The following is a 15,060-nucleotide window of genomic DNA, read 5'->3' on the forward strand; positions in this document are numbered from 1 at the left end:
GGTTAATCCAACAAATAAGCAATTTTATTATTAAGTGTTGCTACTGACTCTTCGGTAAAGAGCAAAAGTAAGTCGCATCTAATTGAGTAGTTTTCAATACTGTAACTGATTTCTATTGCGAGGGTTTTCTTCCATTTCTTGGTGTTGGTCGCAATTAATTCTGAAATTTTCCTGTGCTGACCTAATACCACAGGGTGCCCCTGACTGAATGACATATCTAGTTGCGCCGAAATACCATTTAAGCACGCACCAATAAGAATGTTAGCCATGTCCATCAACAATTCTAATTCGATATTACTATCTAAACTATGATCATATTTCATTAATGAAGCAATATCTTTAAAACTAGAGTCATTGAGAATTAACAATGCTTCACCTGAAACACCTGCACCGATAAAGCCTTGGCAGATGCCCGAGGTTGTATCTTTGCTTTCAACGTCATAAAGCGCCATGGTGAGTTCGCTTACCTCAATAAAGTTAACATTGGGAATAGGTAAAACCACAAAAACATCTAATAAACGGGCTAATAATCCCCCTGCCTGCCCCATCGCCACGTTGGCAATTTCCTGATAACAATCGAGCATTTCACTATTAATGTCGAGTGGCGGTTGCTCTAATTTTGATGGTGCAGTAGGTACTACAATAGCCGTTTTTTCCACTTCACTAACGGTTATATTTTTTATTGGGTCTATTGCTTGATTGATCGCTGCAGTTGCTGGTGAGTCAGTCTCGTTAATAACAAGTTCATCCTTACTAAAAACCCCATAAGCATGTAAAACCTCAGTAAGCTTGTTTTTATCAATAGGTTTTTTTATGAAATCTAAGGCACCTAAGCTCTTAACTCTTTGATGTGCTTCAGGTTGAATATCACCTGAAATAACAATAGCTAGTGTTGGTAAATCTTGTTTTAATATTGTTTCTAGTACTTGATAACCGTCCATTTTTGGCATATTTAAGTCAAGTAATAATATGTCGCCTTTGCCCGCCTTAATTGCCGCTATTGCTTCAATACCATTGGTAGCAAATGTTATATCAACATCCCAGCCATCAGGAAGCGAACGCGCGACTTGTTTTCGCGCCATATTAGAGTCGTCACAAATAAGTAAAGGTGTTGGCATAAACGAAAAAACCCTAGGTTGCTATGACAAAACACAGCTTAATCAAACTCTTTACAAGATATATTCAGCATTAAATATTTCACGACCAAATACGCAATATAAACTCACACGTCTATGTTAAACCATAGTTCGATTTTAAAAATAAAACACGATTAATTCGCATTTTTTCTATCACAAAGGTAAGCTTGAACTCTATTTTACCCTATGTAAATATCCAAATTATGAATATTTTAAAATTACCAGCAATTGTACTACTTAGCTCAGTATTTATATTTTCAGCAACAGCCGAAACTTCGGTATCGGCGCTAACAGAAACTACCAATTTAGTCATGGCGGGTAATAAGTACGTCACCCTACTTGGCAATCAAGTAAATTTAGGCGATGTAGCGCCTGATTTTAAAGTGGTAACTGAGTCATTTTCACCTGTAACATTGTCTGAATTTAAGCATAAATCAGTGCTGATTTCAGTGGTACCGAGCTTAGATACTGGTGTGTGCTCTATTCAAACCAAACGCTTTAATGACGAAGTAGCAAATTTACCTGAAGACGTCGTTATGTTAACTATTAGTAATGATTTACCTTTTGCTCAAAAACGTTTTTGTGAAACAGAAAAAGTAGATAGCATAAAAGTTTTATCTGACGCAGTTTGGCGCGATTTTGGCCACAATTATGGTCTACTGATCAAAGATATGGGCCTATTAACACGTGCCATTTTCATTATTGATGCCGACGGAAAAATAGCTTACAAAGAGTTAGTGGCTAATATTTCTCAACACCCAGATTACGAAACAGCGTTAACAAAATTAAAATCGATGAGCCAAACCGTTAAACCGGTTGCAACGACGACTAGTGAGCAATCAGGCTAACGCTTATTAAACGATTATAATAGTAAGAGCCAATGGTAAATCGTTAGCTCTTACTATTATAAAACCCCTAGAATTGAAAAATAAAACTCTATAAATCAATAGAATACAATTATCCATCAAAAAACTTTCAATATTCCTCTTGAAATAAAATTCATCAATCCCATCTCTAATAGTGTAGTCGCCGATAGGGTCTACACAAACCGCCTGTTCAATATTGAAAGGCACAATTAAACTCTGAAAAGATTAAATTTCAGGTGTAGTAATTCGCAGCATTGGCTGGTTTTAGCATCCGAAAGATATTTACAGAGACAACATATTGCTAAACTTAGATAGGATATGAATTATGCGTACAACTACAGATTTCAGCCCACTTTACCGCTCATTTATCGGATTCGACCACTTAGCCGGATTAATCGATAAAGCATCAAGAGCAGATAAACAATCTTCTTACCCTCCGTATAACGTAGAGTTACTCGCAGAAGATCAATACCGTATAACCATGGCAATAGCCGGGTTTGCAGAACAAGAACTCGACATTGAATCCAAACAAGACACGCTAATTGTTACAGGTACAAAAGCCGGTAACGACAATCATAAAGAGCGTAGATTTTTGCATCAAGGCATTGCTGATCGAAACTTTGAACGTAAGTTCCAATTGGGTGAACATGTCAAAGTCATCGGTGCGTTTATAGAACATGGTTTACTGTCTATAGATTTAGAACGAGAAATACCTGAAGCGTTAAAGCCGAGAAAAATTGCCATTAATGGAAAAAGCTTATTACAACAAAATAAGGTAATTGATAAAAGTTAAGCCCTTATTTACACCCGTTTCTCCCTATTGTTTTGCCCAGTCTATGACTGGGCTTTTTTTATTAAAAAATAACATGCTCATAAAAATAGCTAGCAACTAAAAATTAGCTCCTCAAAGCAAATTTAAGTATGCAAGAAACCCGAGTCAAGCCAACAGCAAGTTGCTATTTCATTTTGAGATAAACCATATTTATATAATTTGATATACAATCATTACAGAAAATAATACAAAAGGGATGTAATCTTGAGTATCACGATTAAAAATAAGCTAACTAAAGTGCTCATGCTATTTGTGATCTTTTTCTCTTACAGCGCTATTTCGGCAAAAATCAATATCGTTACCGAGCATCTAGCACCGTTTCAAATAGTTAAAGAGGACTCTATCACCGGATTATCAACTCAAATCATCGAAGCGACATTAAAAGAAGCAAACATTGCTTATAATATAGATGCTCACCCTTGGTCCCTATCCTATAATCGTGCGTTAAAAGAAAAAAACACCTGTATATACTCAATAGTACGTATCCCTGAGCGAGATACACTTTTTCAATGGGTTGGCCATATTGCAACCAGCTCAACTTCATTCTACTCTTTAAAAGATAATCCTATTAAAATTAGCACTTTAGAACAGGCGAAAAACTATAAAGTTGCAGTTATAAAAGATGATGTTGCCCATCATTACCTGCTTTCAAAAGGCTTTATTGAAAACAAAAATATCTATGTTATGGATAATAATGAGGCGTTACTCAAGTTACTAGAAGTCCCTAATCGTCAAATTGACTTAGTCGTGATTAATGATGATTTGCTCACTAACCGAGTAAATAATGCCATTGAATCATCTAAATATAAAAATGTGCATACCTTTGAGAATTTCAAATTTGAGTTTTATTTTGCCTGTAGTTTGAAAACAGAGAAAGCAATTATTCAATCGCTTAGCAAAGCAATGGAGAAATTAGACAAAGAAGGTGTTTTTGAAAAAATAAAAAGGAAGTGGTATCACAAAATGGGTAATATAATCTAAGCAATAATCTAAATATTATTGCCTGCTGCAACCATTATTTAATCGTAATATACATCAAACTAGATTATTCAAACAATAAGAACAAGCAGAACCCTGGTGAGCAATGCTTGTTCAATGCTCTTGATATTATTTCGACATTACATCAAGTAGCGCGTGAACCGTTGCCTCAACACCTGCTTTAATAGCCGGTTCAGGTGTTATTTTAAATTGTGGGCTATGATGACTTGGTACGGGTGCTCCACCGGCAGCTGCGCGTTCAAAATCAGCTTTTGGGGTGCCACCGACATTAAAATAAACGCTCGGAATATAAGGTTCAGTAGTAAAAAAACCAAAATCTTCTGCGCCCATTCCAGTTTCTGCTGGTGCTAACAAAGTATCCTTACCCATTTTTTCTCTTAATACACCTTTTAAGCGTTGCGCAAGTTTTTGATCGTTAAAGGTTGGAGGAAAAGAGAACTCATTAACCACAACCTCAGGCAACTTGTCTTCTGGCATACCTGCGGTACGCGCTGTACCAATAGCGATACGCTTAATTGCCGTTAGCAGTTGCTCACGTACTTCTGGTGTTAGGCTGCGTACTGTTAACTGTAACTTGGCCTGGTCCGAAATAATATTGTGCTTGGTGCCTGCATGAAACGCCCCAACAGTAATTACACCGGCATAGCGTGGTGCTAGCTCACGGCTAATAATGGTTTGCAGGTTATTGACTATTTGCGCACCGATCATAATAGGATCTTTACCCTGATGTGGGTACGCACCATGGGCACCAATGCCGTGTACTGTTATATCTACGGTATCGGCTCCTGCATATGGCGAACCTTCATCAACAGTAATCTTACCGGCTTCGGAATCAGCATCAACATGAAAAGCAAAAGCATAATCCGGTTGACCAAAACGCTGCCATAAATTATCTGCCATCATCGCAGAAGCTCCTGGCCCTTTCTCTTCTGCGGGTTGGCCTATCAGCATTAAAGTGCCTGACCACTTATCTTTATTCTCGGCCATATAGCGGGCAGTTCCCACTAAGCTGGTAATATGAACATCGTGACCACAAGCGTGCATAACGCCAACGGTATCGCCATTCCAATCCTTCATTTTAACTTTTGAGGCATTAGCTAGGCCTGATTGCTCAACAACCGGTAAGCCGTCCATGTCAGCTCGCACCATCACCATAGGGCCAGCACCATTTTTCATGATACCAACGATTCCAGTACCACCAACACCTTGAGTAACCTCAAAACCAACGGCTTTTAATTCTTGAGATAAACGTTTTGCGGTTTTGGTTTCCATTAATGACAATTCAGGGTTTCGGTGAAAATGATCCCATAATGGTGCTAAGTGCTGCTTATAGTCTTTAGCAATAGAGTCAGCAGCATTTTGTTCAAATGCTAAAACATTACTCGTAGTAAACGACGAGACGGTTAGTACAGTTGCAATTAGGATAGATAGTGCTTTACGGTTCATTTTCGGCTCCATAGGTAGTCCAAATATCGTCAGTTATTTATAACAACGAGCGTTGAATTTTTGTTCAATTCGTCGTTGTGAGAAACGGATAGTCTATTCACTTACTTTACCTAGGCTAATTATCAATGTCTTGTTGTTTTCATCAACTAGTATTTATTCGACGACTTACGGCTTCAAATCAAGCCTAATTTTCGCCTTATAATTATTTGTAATTAAAGCTATTATTTATAGTGCACAGGTCACTCATGTCGTGTGTTTAACGCCCTTTTCGCTTAATGAATATACGACTTCGCAACGCATTTGTTTACTTCTTGAATTATGAACCTAGAGAATAAGATTTTTTTAATAACAAATATCGTTTAATTAACTCGCGGAAATTTAACCTGACACAAGCGCAAAAAATCTGCACAGTTTTTGTCAAAGTTTTACTGACATTAAATTTTTTATTGTGCTAAAAAAGTGCTTATAAAAAAATGGTAGTTGAAATTTCCACGTTATATTTTTAACGTTTTCTCGATACATTTTATAATAAAAAATACAATATTAAGGTCAGTAATGGATATTAACTTAGCATCAAAAAAAGCTTTAGTTTGTGGCAGTAGCCAAGGCATTGGGCGAGCTTGCGCAATAGAACTTGCCAACTTAGGTGCCAGCGTCACCCTATTTTCACGTAATCCAGAAAGGCTTGAAGCGGTTAAAAATGAGCTAAGTTGCTCGCAAGGGCAAAAACATCAAGTGCTTATTGCCGACTTTTCCCAGCCCGAACAAGTAAATAAAGTTATTCTCGCAGATGTGGCTGCCAATGGCGGTTTTGATATTCTGATTAATAATACCGGTGGCCCAGCCCCCGGACCAGCAAGTACAACTGATGCTAGCGCTTTTATTGACGCCTTCAACCTGCATCTCGTCACTAATCATCACTTAGTGCAAGCGCTAATACCCGCCATGAAAGAAAAACAATATGGCCGTATCATCAATGTTATTTCTACCTCGGTAAAACAGCCTATTCCTGGCTTGGGTGTTTCAAACACTATTCGAGGTGCTGTTGCTAGTTGGTCTAAAACATTAGCCAATGAACTTGGCCCTTTTGGTATCACCGTTAACAATGTTTTACCGGGTGCTACTGCAACAGCCCGCTTAGACGCAATTATTGCCGGTAAAGCACAAAAACAGAATATCTCTGTTGAACTGGCCACTACCAACGAAAAAGCACAAATACCTATGCGTCGTTTCGCAGCGCCTGAAGAGTTTGCCGCGGCGGCAGCATTCTTAGCTTCGCCTGCTGCGGGCTATATTACTGGCATTAATTTACCTGTTGATGGCGGTCGAACTAGCTGTCTATAGGGAGTAATCAATGGATATTATTGCAAACTTTATTGATGGCCAATACCAAGTGCCGCATCAACAGCAATATTTAGATAATATAGAGCCAGCAACGGGTAAGGTTTATGGACAAATTCCTGATAGTGGTGATGAAGATGTTGAATTAGCCGTAGCGGCTGCGAAAAAAGCCTTGCCTGCGTGGCGAGCCTTACCTCTGGAAATACGTGCCGACTATTTAACCGCCATTGCACAGGAAATTGAGCAACGTATAGAAGAGCTTGCTCTCGCTGAAGCAATTGACAACGGTAAACCCGTTAGCTTAGCGCGTAGTGTCGATATTCCTCGCGCTGCAAGTAATTTTAAATTTTTCGCTCACGCTTGTTCGCAGTTTGCTAGTGAATCTCACGCTATGGCTGGCAGTGCAATTAACTATACCTTACGACAACCGGTCGGCGTGGTTGGCTGTATTTCACCGTGGAATTTACCGCTCTATTTATTTACTTGGAAAATAGCGCCTGCATTAGCTGCGGGTAATTGCGTTATTGCCAAACCTTCAGAAATAACCCCAAAAACCGCCGCTATGCTCGGTGAAATTTGCCAAAAAGTTGGTTTACCTCGCGGTGTGTTAAATATTTTGCATGGCACGGGTGCAAATGTCGGGCAGGCCATTTGTCAACATGAAGAAGTAAAGGCTATTTCATTTACTGGCGGCACTACTACTGGCGCTGCTATCGCAAAACTTTTAGCACCCAAGTTTAAAAAATTGTCTCTCGAACTGGGTGGTAAAAATCCAGCATTAATTTTTGCTGACTGTGATTTTGATAGTACTATCGAACAAGTCTTTCGCGCAAGTTTTGCCAATCAAGGGCAAATTTGTTTATGCGCATCTCGGCTTTATATTGAACGCCCTATTTACGAAAAATTTAAACAAGCCTTAATTGCTAAAGCGCAAGCGTTACAGCCTAATGACCCACTGCTTGATGCAAGTGAAATGGGCGCTATTGTCTCTAGTTCACATTTACAGAAAGTACTGAGCTATATTGATGATGCGAAAACTCAAGGCGGTAAAATTCTAATCGGTGGTGAGCAAATTAAGCTTAGCGGACGTTGCCAAGAGGGCTATTTTTTACAAGCGACGATTATTGAAGGTTTAGCAAATAATGCTCGTTGTAATCAGGAAGAAATTTTTGGTCCTGTGATCACCATTCAACCTTTTGACACTGACCAAGAAGCCTTAGCATTAGCAAATGATAGTGATTATGGTTTAGCGGCTACTATTTGGACTAATAATTTAGGCCGAGCGCATTTTCTAGCCGAAAATATAAATACCGGCATTGTTTGGATAAACTGCTGGCTACTAAGAGATTTACGCACACCATTTGGAGGCATGAATCATTCTGGCCTTGGCCGAGAAGGTGGCGATGATGCCATGCGCTTTTTTACCGAAAGCAAAAATGTCTGCGTGAAGTATTAATATGAGCCAAACATGTTGCAAGTTTAAATCATCAGGAGCGATATTTGCTAGCGTGTTAGGCTGCAAATGGACCTTGATCTGATCCCAACCCTACCCTATTTTTAAACTCGGCTATTCTTACAATAGTCGGGTATATATCAGCAAAAATTCTTTTGGCCATAAGTTTTCTGTATTGTCAGAGAAAATAGCCTAAACCGTTAAAAGTAACTCATAAAATCAGTAAATGGACAAACAATGTCAACAATATTCAATTCCGCACAAGCACCAAAACCTGTAGGTTTATATCCGCATGCCCGCCAAGTAGGTAATTTATTATTTTTATCTGGTGTTGGGCCTCGCCAAGCTGGAAGCTCAGATATTCCCGGAGTGGTTCTCGATCAGCATGGTGAAATTATCAGTTACGATATTGAAGCCCAATGTCATAGTGTTTTCCAAAATGTCAGTACAATATTAGCCTCAGCGGGTGCTGATTGGATGGACTTAGTGGATGTTACCGTTTTCCTCACGAATATGAAGGATGATTTTGCTATCTACAATCGTATTTACGCCGACTATTTTTCAGAAAACCTACCGTGTCGAACTACGGTCGAAATCAACAAATTACCCACGCCAATTGCCATCGAATTAAAATGCATTGCAGCACTACCAAATCCTTCAAGCACTAAAGGAGCATAAATTATGGCTAAATTTTCCATGCCTTTTAACTTGCAACATTGGATTGAACAACACCGAGAGCAGCTCAAGCCTCCGGTGTGCAACAAGCAAGTATTCGAGCAAGACGACTATATTGTCATGGTGGTTGGTGGACCAAATAATCGTAGCGATTTTCATTATAACGAAACTCCTGAGCTTTTTTATCAGCTTGAGGGCGAAATGGTACTGCGTGTTATTAATGAAGATGCTGATAATATTCAGAAGAGCTATGCACAGCTAAGTGAAGAAATTGAAAAATCGCCAAACAAGGCATTTGAATTTACTGATATTTCAATTAAAGCGGGTGAAATATTTTTACTGCCGCCTAAGGTATTACATTCACCACAACGTTTTGAACATAGCGTTGGCCTAGTGGTTGAGCAAAAAAGAGCACAAGGCCAGCAAGACGCATTGTTTTGGTTTTGCGAACGTTGTAAAGCCCCTTTATACAATGAACAGTTTACCTTGGATAATATAGAAACCGATTTACCCAAAGTGTTCAGTAATTTTTATGATAATAGCCAAAACTGCCAATGTAAGAAGTGCGGTCATACCGCTATAAAGTCATAAGGAGGCGAGATGTTAAAAATAGATATTCATACCCATATTCTGCCAAAAACATGGCCTAACTTACGCGAAAAGTATGGCTATGGTGGTTTTGTCAGCCTAGATCATCATAAATGTGGCTGTGCTCGTATGATGGTTGACGAAAAGTTTTTTCGCGAAATAGATCATAACTGCTGGGATCCCAAAGTTCGTTTGAAAGACTGCGAGCAGCACAAGGTTGATGTACAAGTGTTGTCTACGGTTCCGGTAATGTTTAATTACTGGGCAAAACCTCGTGACACTTTAGATTTATCGAAATACTTAAATGATCATATCGCGGGTATTGTTAACGATCATCCCAAACGTTTTATTGGTCTAGGCACTTTACCAATGCAAGCCCCTGACTTAGCGATAAAAGAGTTAGAACGTTGTGTAAATGACATCGGCTTAGCCGGCGTTCAAATAGGCTCGCATATTAATGATTGGAACTTAGATCATGAACAGCTATTCCCTATTTTTGAAGCCGCACAAGATTTAGGTGCGGCGGTATTTGTTCATCCTTGGGACATGATGGCAAAAGAAAAAATGCCTAAATACTGGCTACCTTGGTTAGTTGGAATGCCAGCAGAGTCTAGCTTAGCCATTTGTTCGATGATCTTCGGTGGTGTACTGCAACGCTTACCTAAACTCAAAATTGCCTTTGCTCATGGTGGTGGTTCGTTTCCCGCGACTATTGGCCGCATTGAACACGGCTTTAATGTCCGCCCTGATCTTTGTGCGGTTGATTGTCCAGTAAATCCGCGGGATTTCCTAAAACAAATTTATTTAGATTCATTAGTGCATGACCCATTAGCCTTAAAATACCTTGTTGATTTAATGGGCCCAGACAATATTGCCCTAGGCACAGACTACCCCTTTCCTTTAGGCGAACTTAGCCCCGGTAAGTTGATTGAAGAGGGTCACTTTACCGATGACATTAAAGCTAAATTATTACATGGCAGTGCGCTTAATTGGCTAGGTTTAACTAAGGAACAATTTTTATGAGACTCCTGAATACACAAATCTCACATTTGCCAAGTACCTTAAACATTGTTAGGAGTGAACAATGAAAGTAGCCATAACACTGGGAGACAAACACTATAATGTTAATACTGATTTTGGCCATTCTTTAGCTATCGCCTTAGATTTTCAACAAAGTGACAATCAACCCAATCACTTTGGCGCAACGCCCGCAATTGCAAAGCCTATGCAAGTTAGTGGTTTTATGGGTGATACTGAACAAGGCGGTAGTTGCAATGTTAACGAATTAAGCTTTAATCCTCATTGTAATGGCACCCATACCGAAACCATTCGCCATATTTGCGATGCACAAAATGCCTTAGCGCTTAGTATTTCAGCACTAGAGTTACCAGCCTTAATGCCATGCCCTTTAATTTCAATTGCCCCGATAAACGCAAGCGATACTAACGACGACTATACGCCGAGTTTTGAAGTAAATGATCGGGTGATTACGCGTGCGCAACTCGAGCAGCTACTCACGCCCTATCATGATCAACAACTACAGTGTTTAGCTGTAAGAACACTGCCCAATAGCGATGATAAATGTCAGGCAAACTATAATGAAAACAACCAACCGGCCTTTTTCAGCCGAGATGCTGTGCTTTATCTGAAAGAGCGTGGTGTTGAACACCTTATTCTGGATCTTCCATCACTTGACCGGCTCAACGATGATGGTCTACTGACTTGTCACCATTTATTTTGGCAAGTTATGGAGGGTGCGCATCAGCCGAGTCCAAATAGTTTAATCAATAAAACCATTACTGAAATGGCTTATATCGACAACGCAATATCCGATGGTTTCTATTTTCTGAATTTGCAAACGCCAGCTTTTATTAACGATGCGGCGCCAAGTCGTCCAATGTTATATCAAGCAGAGCTAATAGGTTGCTAAGCAGAGCTAACATAACTGAAATAGCAAAAAAAATGAGCACAACAGAGTTTATAAAATAGAGCTGTTCAATAATAATTAAAAACGAGTACATCATGAGCAACAATAGCAATGAGAGTAATAACGAATCAACGACTGAAGCTGATATAAATTCTTTAGCTTACGCACAAAACTTAGATCGTAACGATCCCCTCGCGGCAATGCGTGAGCAATTCTCCATTCCTAAACAGGCTGACGGTACTGACGAATATTACTTCACAGGCAATTCACTCGGGCTTCAGCCTAAATTAGCTCGCGCCGCTGTTATAGAGTTACTTGATTCGTGGCAAGCACGGGGCGTTAAAGGCCATTTCGAAGGTGAATTTCCTTGGCTGCCCTATCATGAATTCTTAACCGAACAAGTAGCAGAAATTGTCGGTGCATTGCCAAAAGAAGTGGTGATGATGAACTCACTTACTGCCAATTTACATTTTATGATGGCGAGCTTTTATCAACCTACCGAGCAGCGTTCGAAGATCTTAATCGAAGATCATGCCTTTCCATCTGATCATTATGCGGTTGAGTCACAGCTTAAGCATCATGGTAAAAATGTCGATGACAACTTACTTTTATGGACGCCAAGAGCAGGTGAAGATTTATTAAATTATCAAGACCTTTGGCAAATAATCGAACAACATGGGGATGAAATAGCGTTAATTTTATTACCTGGCGTACAATATTATACCGGCCAAGTATTAGACATGCAGCGCATAACCGAAGTCGCCCATGCCAGAGGCATTAAAGTCGGCTTCGACCTTGCACATGCTGCTGGTAACATTGAATTATCTTTACACCAGTGGCAAGTCGACTTTGCTTGTTGGTGTAGTTATAAATATCTTAACAGCGGCGCCGGCTCAGTTGCCGGTTGTTTTGTGCATCAAAGGCACGTGGAGAATACCGAACTTAACCGCCTTGCCGGTTGGTGGGGGCATGACAAATCTAGCCGCTTTAAAATGGAAAATACTTTTAAAGCTATTCCTACTGCCGAGGGCTGGCAATTATCAAACCCGCCGGTACTGTCGCTTGCTGCTGTGCGTGGTTCTTTCGATACCATCAAACTTGCCGGTGGTATGCCTGCCCTGCGAAAGAAGTCTTTATTATTGACCCACTATATGATCACTTTGATAAACATAGAGCTGGGCGAAAAAATTCGTATTATTACGCCACAAGACCCAACAGAACGCGGTTGTCAGTTATCGCTAATGATTAATGTTGCAGGCCTTGATGGTAAAGCTATGTTTACTGCCTTAGAGAATAAGGGTGTAACTACCGATTGGCGTGAACCTAATGTTATTCGTGTAGCGCCCGTGCCTTTATACAATAGCTTTCAAGATGTTTATCACTTTGTCAGAATATTAAAGGAGTGTATTTAATGTCAACAAGCGAAAAAATAACCATTGCCGGTGCTGGCCCCGTTGGTACATTGCTTGCTGTGATGTTAGCTCGTCAAGGTCACCCCGTTAAACTGCTTGAGTCGCGACCTGACTCTCGCAGCCATAATATTTATCAAGGAAAGTCGATCAACATTGCTCTTTCGGATAGGGGATGGCTAGCGTTAAAATCGGTTGGAATCGAAGCAGAAGTTAAACAGCATGCTATTGCCATGCAAAAGCGCGTAATGCACGCTATTGACGGCACGATAACCGAACAAGCTTATGGTAAAGAGGGACAAGCTATTTGGTCAGTTTCGCGCTCAGGTATTAATGAACAACTACTCGAATTGGCGGAACAAGAACCTTTAATTGATATTAAATTTGAACAACGCTTAATTGACGTAGACTTTAGCAATGCCAGCGCCAGTTTTAGCCATGAACATAAGATAAAAAAAGTATCGGCAGATATTTTATTTGGCGCAGATGGCGCGTACTCAAAGGTGCGACGATTAGCACAGGAAACACCACGCTTTAGCTATAGCCAGTCATATATGCCGCAAAGTTATATTGAATTGCACATTCCAGCCAACAAAGACGGCTCATTTAAAATGGCCCAAGATGCCTTACATATTTGGCCACGTAAAACATTTATGCTCATTGCTTTACCGAACCCTGACGGCTCCTTCACTTGTACTTTATTTTTAGACTATCAAGGTGAGGTTTCCTTTTCGTCATTAACGACACGTGCTGACGTAACTCAATTTTTTGAAGAAAACTTTGCAGATGCCATGACTTTACTGGAAAACCCAGTAGATGAGTTTCTTAATAAAACCGCCAATCCATTATTTCTCCTTAAAGTTGACCCTTGGGTGATTAACGAGAAAGTAGCCTTAATTGGTGATGCGGCGCATGCAATGGTGCCTTTTTATGGTCAAGGCATGAACTGCGGCTTTGAAGATTGTCGCGTTTTAGATGAATTAATTACGATACATCAGCAAGACTGGTCAAAAATATTTCCAGCCTATCAAACAGCGAGAAAGATCAATGCTGATGCCATAACTGAATTAGCCCAACGTAACTTTGTTGAAATGAGTGAACTCTCTGGCAAGCCAAGTTTTTTATTACAAAAGAAAATTGAAGCAGAGTTTCACCAGCGACATCCAACACTTTGGACGCCACTATACTCTATGGTGACCTTTTCGCCTTTATTACCTTATTCTCAGGCCTTAGCTATTGGCGATATTCAGCAAGAAATTATGCAGAATATCATGCAAATTCCCGATATTAAAAACTGCTGGCAAGAAACCTTTGTTTATGAAAAATTGCAGCAATTAGCGCAAGCGGCATTTGGCTCCGATAAAAATTTAACAAATAAGACAAACTTGGGAGGGGCAACGTAATGACTAAAGCTAGCTCAAACACAACAAACTCAAAGCATACTGACACCAAGAAAAAATCCACCAGCGATAGCAAGTCAGGCGGTTGTCCCTTTCATCACCAAGCTAGCGACAATGCTCGTCCGCTAGAAGACGGTATTCATCAAGGCCTTGATAAGGAAATGTCATACGGTGATTACTTACAACTAGAAAGCGTGCTTTCAGCGCAAAAACCATTAAGCGGTGAACATGACGAAATGCTATTTATCATTATTCATCAAACCAGCGAGTTATGGTTAAAGCTTGCTGGTCATGAACTGCAAAGTGCGATTGACTATATAAAAGCTGAAAACTTTGGCCCCGCATTTAAAGTTATTGCCAGGGTAAAGCAAATATTTCTGCAACTGACACAATCTTGGAATATTTTATCTACCTTAACACCAAGCGATTATTTAAAGTTTCGTGATGACTTAGGTCGCTCATCGGGTATTCAATCTTGTGGATACCGTAAATTAGAATTTTTACTGGGTAATAAAAGCGCCGATATGCTGAAAATTCATCAAGAGGGCAGCACGGCATATCAAGAGCTAGAAAAACTGCTCAACCAAAATAGCCTGTATGATGAAGTGATTATTGCTTTAGCAAAAGCCGGATTTGATATTGATAATACCATGAGTCAACGAGATATTACTCAACCCTACCAACGTAACGACAGCGTATTAGCGGCATGGCTTAATGTTTATCAACAACCAGAAACCTACTTTGAACTTTATGAATTAGCAGAAAAATTGGTCGATATTGAAGATGCCTTTCAACAATGGCGTTTCAAACATATGTATACTGTGCAGCGTATAATTGGCTATAAAAAAGGCACGGGGGGGTCATCAGGCGTTGGTTTTTTGAAAAAGGCACTTGATGTAAGCTTTTTCCCTGAGTTGTTTGAAGTAAGAACACATTTATAAAATCATGAAACGATCGCCGAACTGCCATTGGGTTTAGTTTGGCGCTT

Annotated in this window: 14 protein-coding genes; 12 read left to right on the plus strand and 2 right to left on the minus strand. The window is 39.9% G+C overall.

Features of this window, described 5'->3' with window-relative positions:
• Positions 1–2: 2 nt before the first annotated feature.
• Entirely contained in the window at positions 3–1,118 is a 1,116-nt protein-coding gene (locus H4J38_RS00085) for a response regulator (protein ID WP_182128307.1), read from the minus strand.
• Between the two features lie 221 nt (positions 1,119–1,339).
• Between H4J38_RS00085 and tpx the strand changes: the two genes are divergently transcribed.
• The 3 genes from tpx to H4J38_RS00100 all read left to right on the plus strand — a co-directional run bounded on the left by tpx (position 1,340) and on the right by H4J38_RS00100 (position 3,815).
• The gene (gene tpx / locus H4J38_RS00090) at positions 1,340–1,984 is read left to right on the plus strand and encodes a thiol peroxidase (RefSeq protein WP_182128309.1); all 645 of its coding nucleotides are present in this window, start codon (positions 1,340–1,342) and stop codon (positions 1,982–1,984) included.
• A 343-nt stretch (positions 1,985–2,327) separates the two neighbouring features.
• Complete coding sequence (locus tag H4J38_RS00095; protein WP_182128311.1) at positions 2,328–2,795, plus strand: Hsp20 family protein; 468 nt, start codon at positions 2,328–2,330, stop codon at positions 2,793–2,795.
• Between the two features lie 243 nt (positions 2,796–3,038).
• Complete coding sequence (locus H4J38_RS00100; protein WP_182128313.1) at positions 3,039–3,815, plus strand: ABC transporter substrate-binding protein; 777 nt, start codon at positions 3,039–3,041, stop codon at positions 3,813–3,815.
• Between the two features lie 126 nt (positions 3,816–3,941).
• Here the strand turns inward: H4J38_RS00100 and H4J38_RS00105 are convergent, their stop codons facing one another.
• Positions 3,942–5,279 (minus strand): amidohydrolase, encoded by a 1,338-nt coding sequence (locus H4J38_RS00105; protein WP_182128316.1) that lies wholly within the window; start codon positions 5,277–5,279, stop codon positions 3,942–3,944.
• Positions 5,280–5,834: 555 nt separating this feature from the next.
• Between H4J38_RS00105 and H4J38_RS00110 the strand changes: the two genes are divergently transcribed.
• The 9 genes from H4J38_RS00110 (at position 5,835) to H4J38_RS00150 (ending at position 15,013) form a co-directional block, all read left to right on the plus strand.
• Complete coding sequence (locus H4J38_RS00110) at positions 5,835–6,623, plus strand: SDR family oxidoreductase (RefSeq protein WP_182128318.1); 789 nt, start codon at positions 5,835–5,837, stop codon at positions 6,621–6,623.
• 10 nt (positions 6,624–6,633) lie between these two features.
• Positions 6,634–8,076, plus strand: a complete 1,443-nt coding sequence (locus H4J38_RS00115) for an aldehyde dehydrogenase (protein WP_182128320.1) — start codon at positions 6,634–6,636, stop codon at positions 8,074–8,076.
• A gap of 234 nt (positions 8,077–8,310) precedes the next feature.
• Positions 8,311–8,751 carry a RidA family protein gene (locus tag H4J38_RS00120; RefSeq protein ID WP_182128322.1) on the plus strand — a complete coding sequence of 147 codons (441 nt, stop codon included), beginning with the start codon at positions 8,311–8,313 and terminating at the stop codon, positions 8,749–8,751.
• 3 nt (positions 8,752–8,754) lie between these two features.
• Positions 8,755–9,339, plus strand: a complete 585-nt coding sequence (locus H4J38_RS00125) for a cupin domain-containing protein (RefSeq protein ID WP_182128324.1) — start codon at positions 8,755–8,757, stop codon at positions 9,337–9,339.
• A gap of 9 nt (positions 9,340–9,348) precedes the next feature.
• Entirely contained in the window at positions 9,349–10,359 is a 1,011-nt protein-coding gene (locus H4J38_RS00130) for an amidohydrolase family protein (protein ID WP_182128326.1), read from the plus strand.
• Positions 10,360–10,420: 61 nt separating this feature from the next.
• Positions 10,421–11,266 (plus strand): cyclase family protein, encoded by an 846-nt coding sequence (locus tag H4J38_RS00135; protein WP_182128328.1) that lies wholly within the window; start codon positions 10,421–10,423, stop codon positions 11,264–11,266.
• A gap of 92 nt (positions 11,267–11,358) precedes the next feature.
• A complete protein-coding gene (kynU, locus tag H4J38_RS00140; RefSeq protein WP_182128330.1) occupies positions 11,359–12,675 on the plus strand; it encodes a kynureninase in 1,317 nt (438 codons plus the stop codon).
• Complete coding sequence (locus tag H4J38_RS00145) at positions 12,675–14,075, plus strand: NAD(P)/FAD-dependent oxidoreductase (protein ID WP_182128332.1); 1,401 nt, start codon at positions 12,675–12,677, stop codon at positions 14,073–14,075. Before kynU ends, H4J38_RS00145 begins: the two co-directional genes overlap by 1 nt.
• Positions 14,075–15,013 carry a tryptophan 2,3-dioxygenase gene (locus H4J38_RS00150; RefSeq protein ID WP_182128334.1) on the plus strand — a complete coding sequence of 313 codons (939 nt, stop codon included), beginning with the start codon at positions 14,075–14,077 and terminating at the stop codon, positions 15,011–15,013. The genes H4J38_RS00145 and H4J38_RS00150 overlap by 1 nt, the downstream gene beginning before the upstream one ends.
• The last annotated feature ends 47 nt before the right edge of the window (positions 15,014–15,060 follow it).

It is taken from the genome of Colwellia sp. BRX10-3, assembly GCF_014077505.1.
Taxonomy (GTDB): domain Bacteria; phylum Pseudomonadota; class Gammaproteobacteria; order Enterobacterales; family Alteromonadaceae; genus Cognaticolwellia.

Coding starts and splice junctions, on each gene's coding strand:
- H4J38_RS00085 (WP_182128307.1), bottom strand. CDS start 1,118: ATGCCAACACCTTTACTTATTTGTGACGACTCTAATATGGCGCGAAAA.
- tpx (WP_182128309.1), top strand. CDS start 1,340: ATGAATATTTTAAAATTACCAGCAATTGTACTACTTAGCTCAGTATTT.
- H4J38_RS00095 (WP_182128311.1), top strand. CDS start 2,328: ATGCGTACAACTACAGATTTCAGCCCACTTTACCGCTCATTTATCGGA.
- H4J38_RS00105 (WP_182128316.1), bottom strand. CDS start 5,279: ATGAACCGTAAAGCACTATCTATCCTAATTGCAACTGTACTAACCGTC.
- H4J38_RS00110 (WP_182128318.1), top strand. CDS start 5,835: ATGGATATTAACTTAGCATCAAAAAAAGCTTTAGTTTGTGGCAGTAGC.
- H4J38_RS00115 (WP_182128320.1), top strand. CDS start 6,634: ATGGATATTATTGCAAACTTTATTGATGGCCAATACCAAGTGCCGCAT.
- H4J38_RS00120 (WP_182128322.1), top strand. CDS start 8,311: ATGTCAACAATATTCAATTCCGCACAAGCACCAAAACCTGTAGGTTTA.
- H4J38_RS00125 (WP_182128324.1), top strand. CDS start 8,755: ATGGCTAAATTTTCCATGCCTTTTAACTTGCAACATTGGATTGAACAA.
- H4J38_RS00130 (WP_182128326.1), top strand. CDS start 9,349: ATGTTAAAAATAGATATTCATACCCATATTCTGCCAAAAACATGGCCT.
- H4J38_RS00135 (WP_182128328.1), top strand. CDS start 10,421: ATGAAAGTAGCCATAACACTGGGAGACAAACACTATAATGTTAATACT.
- kynU (WP_182128330.1), top strand. CDS start 11,359: ATGAGCAACAATAGCAATGAGAGTAATAACGAATCAACGACTGAAGCT.
- H4J38_RS00145 (WP_182128332.1), top strand. CDS start 12,675: ATGTCAACAAGCGAAAAAATAACCATTGCCGGTGCTGGCCCCGTTGGT.
- H4J38_RS00150 (WP_182128334.1), top strand. CDS start 14,075: ATGACTAAAGCTAGCTCAAACACAACAAACTCAAAGCATACTGACACC.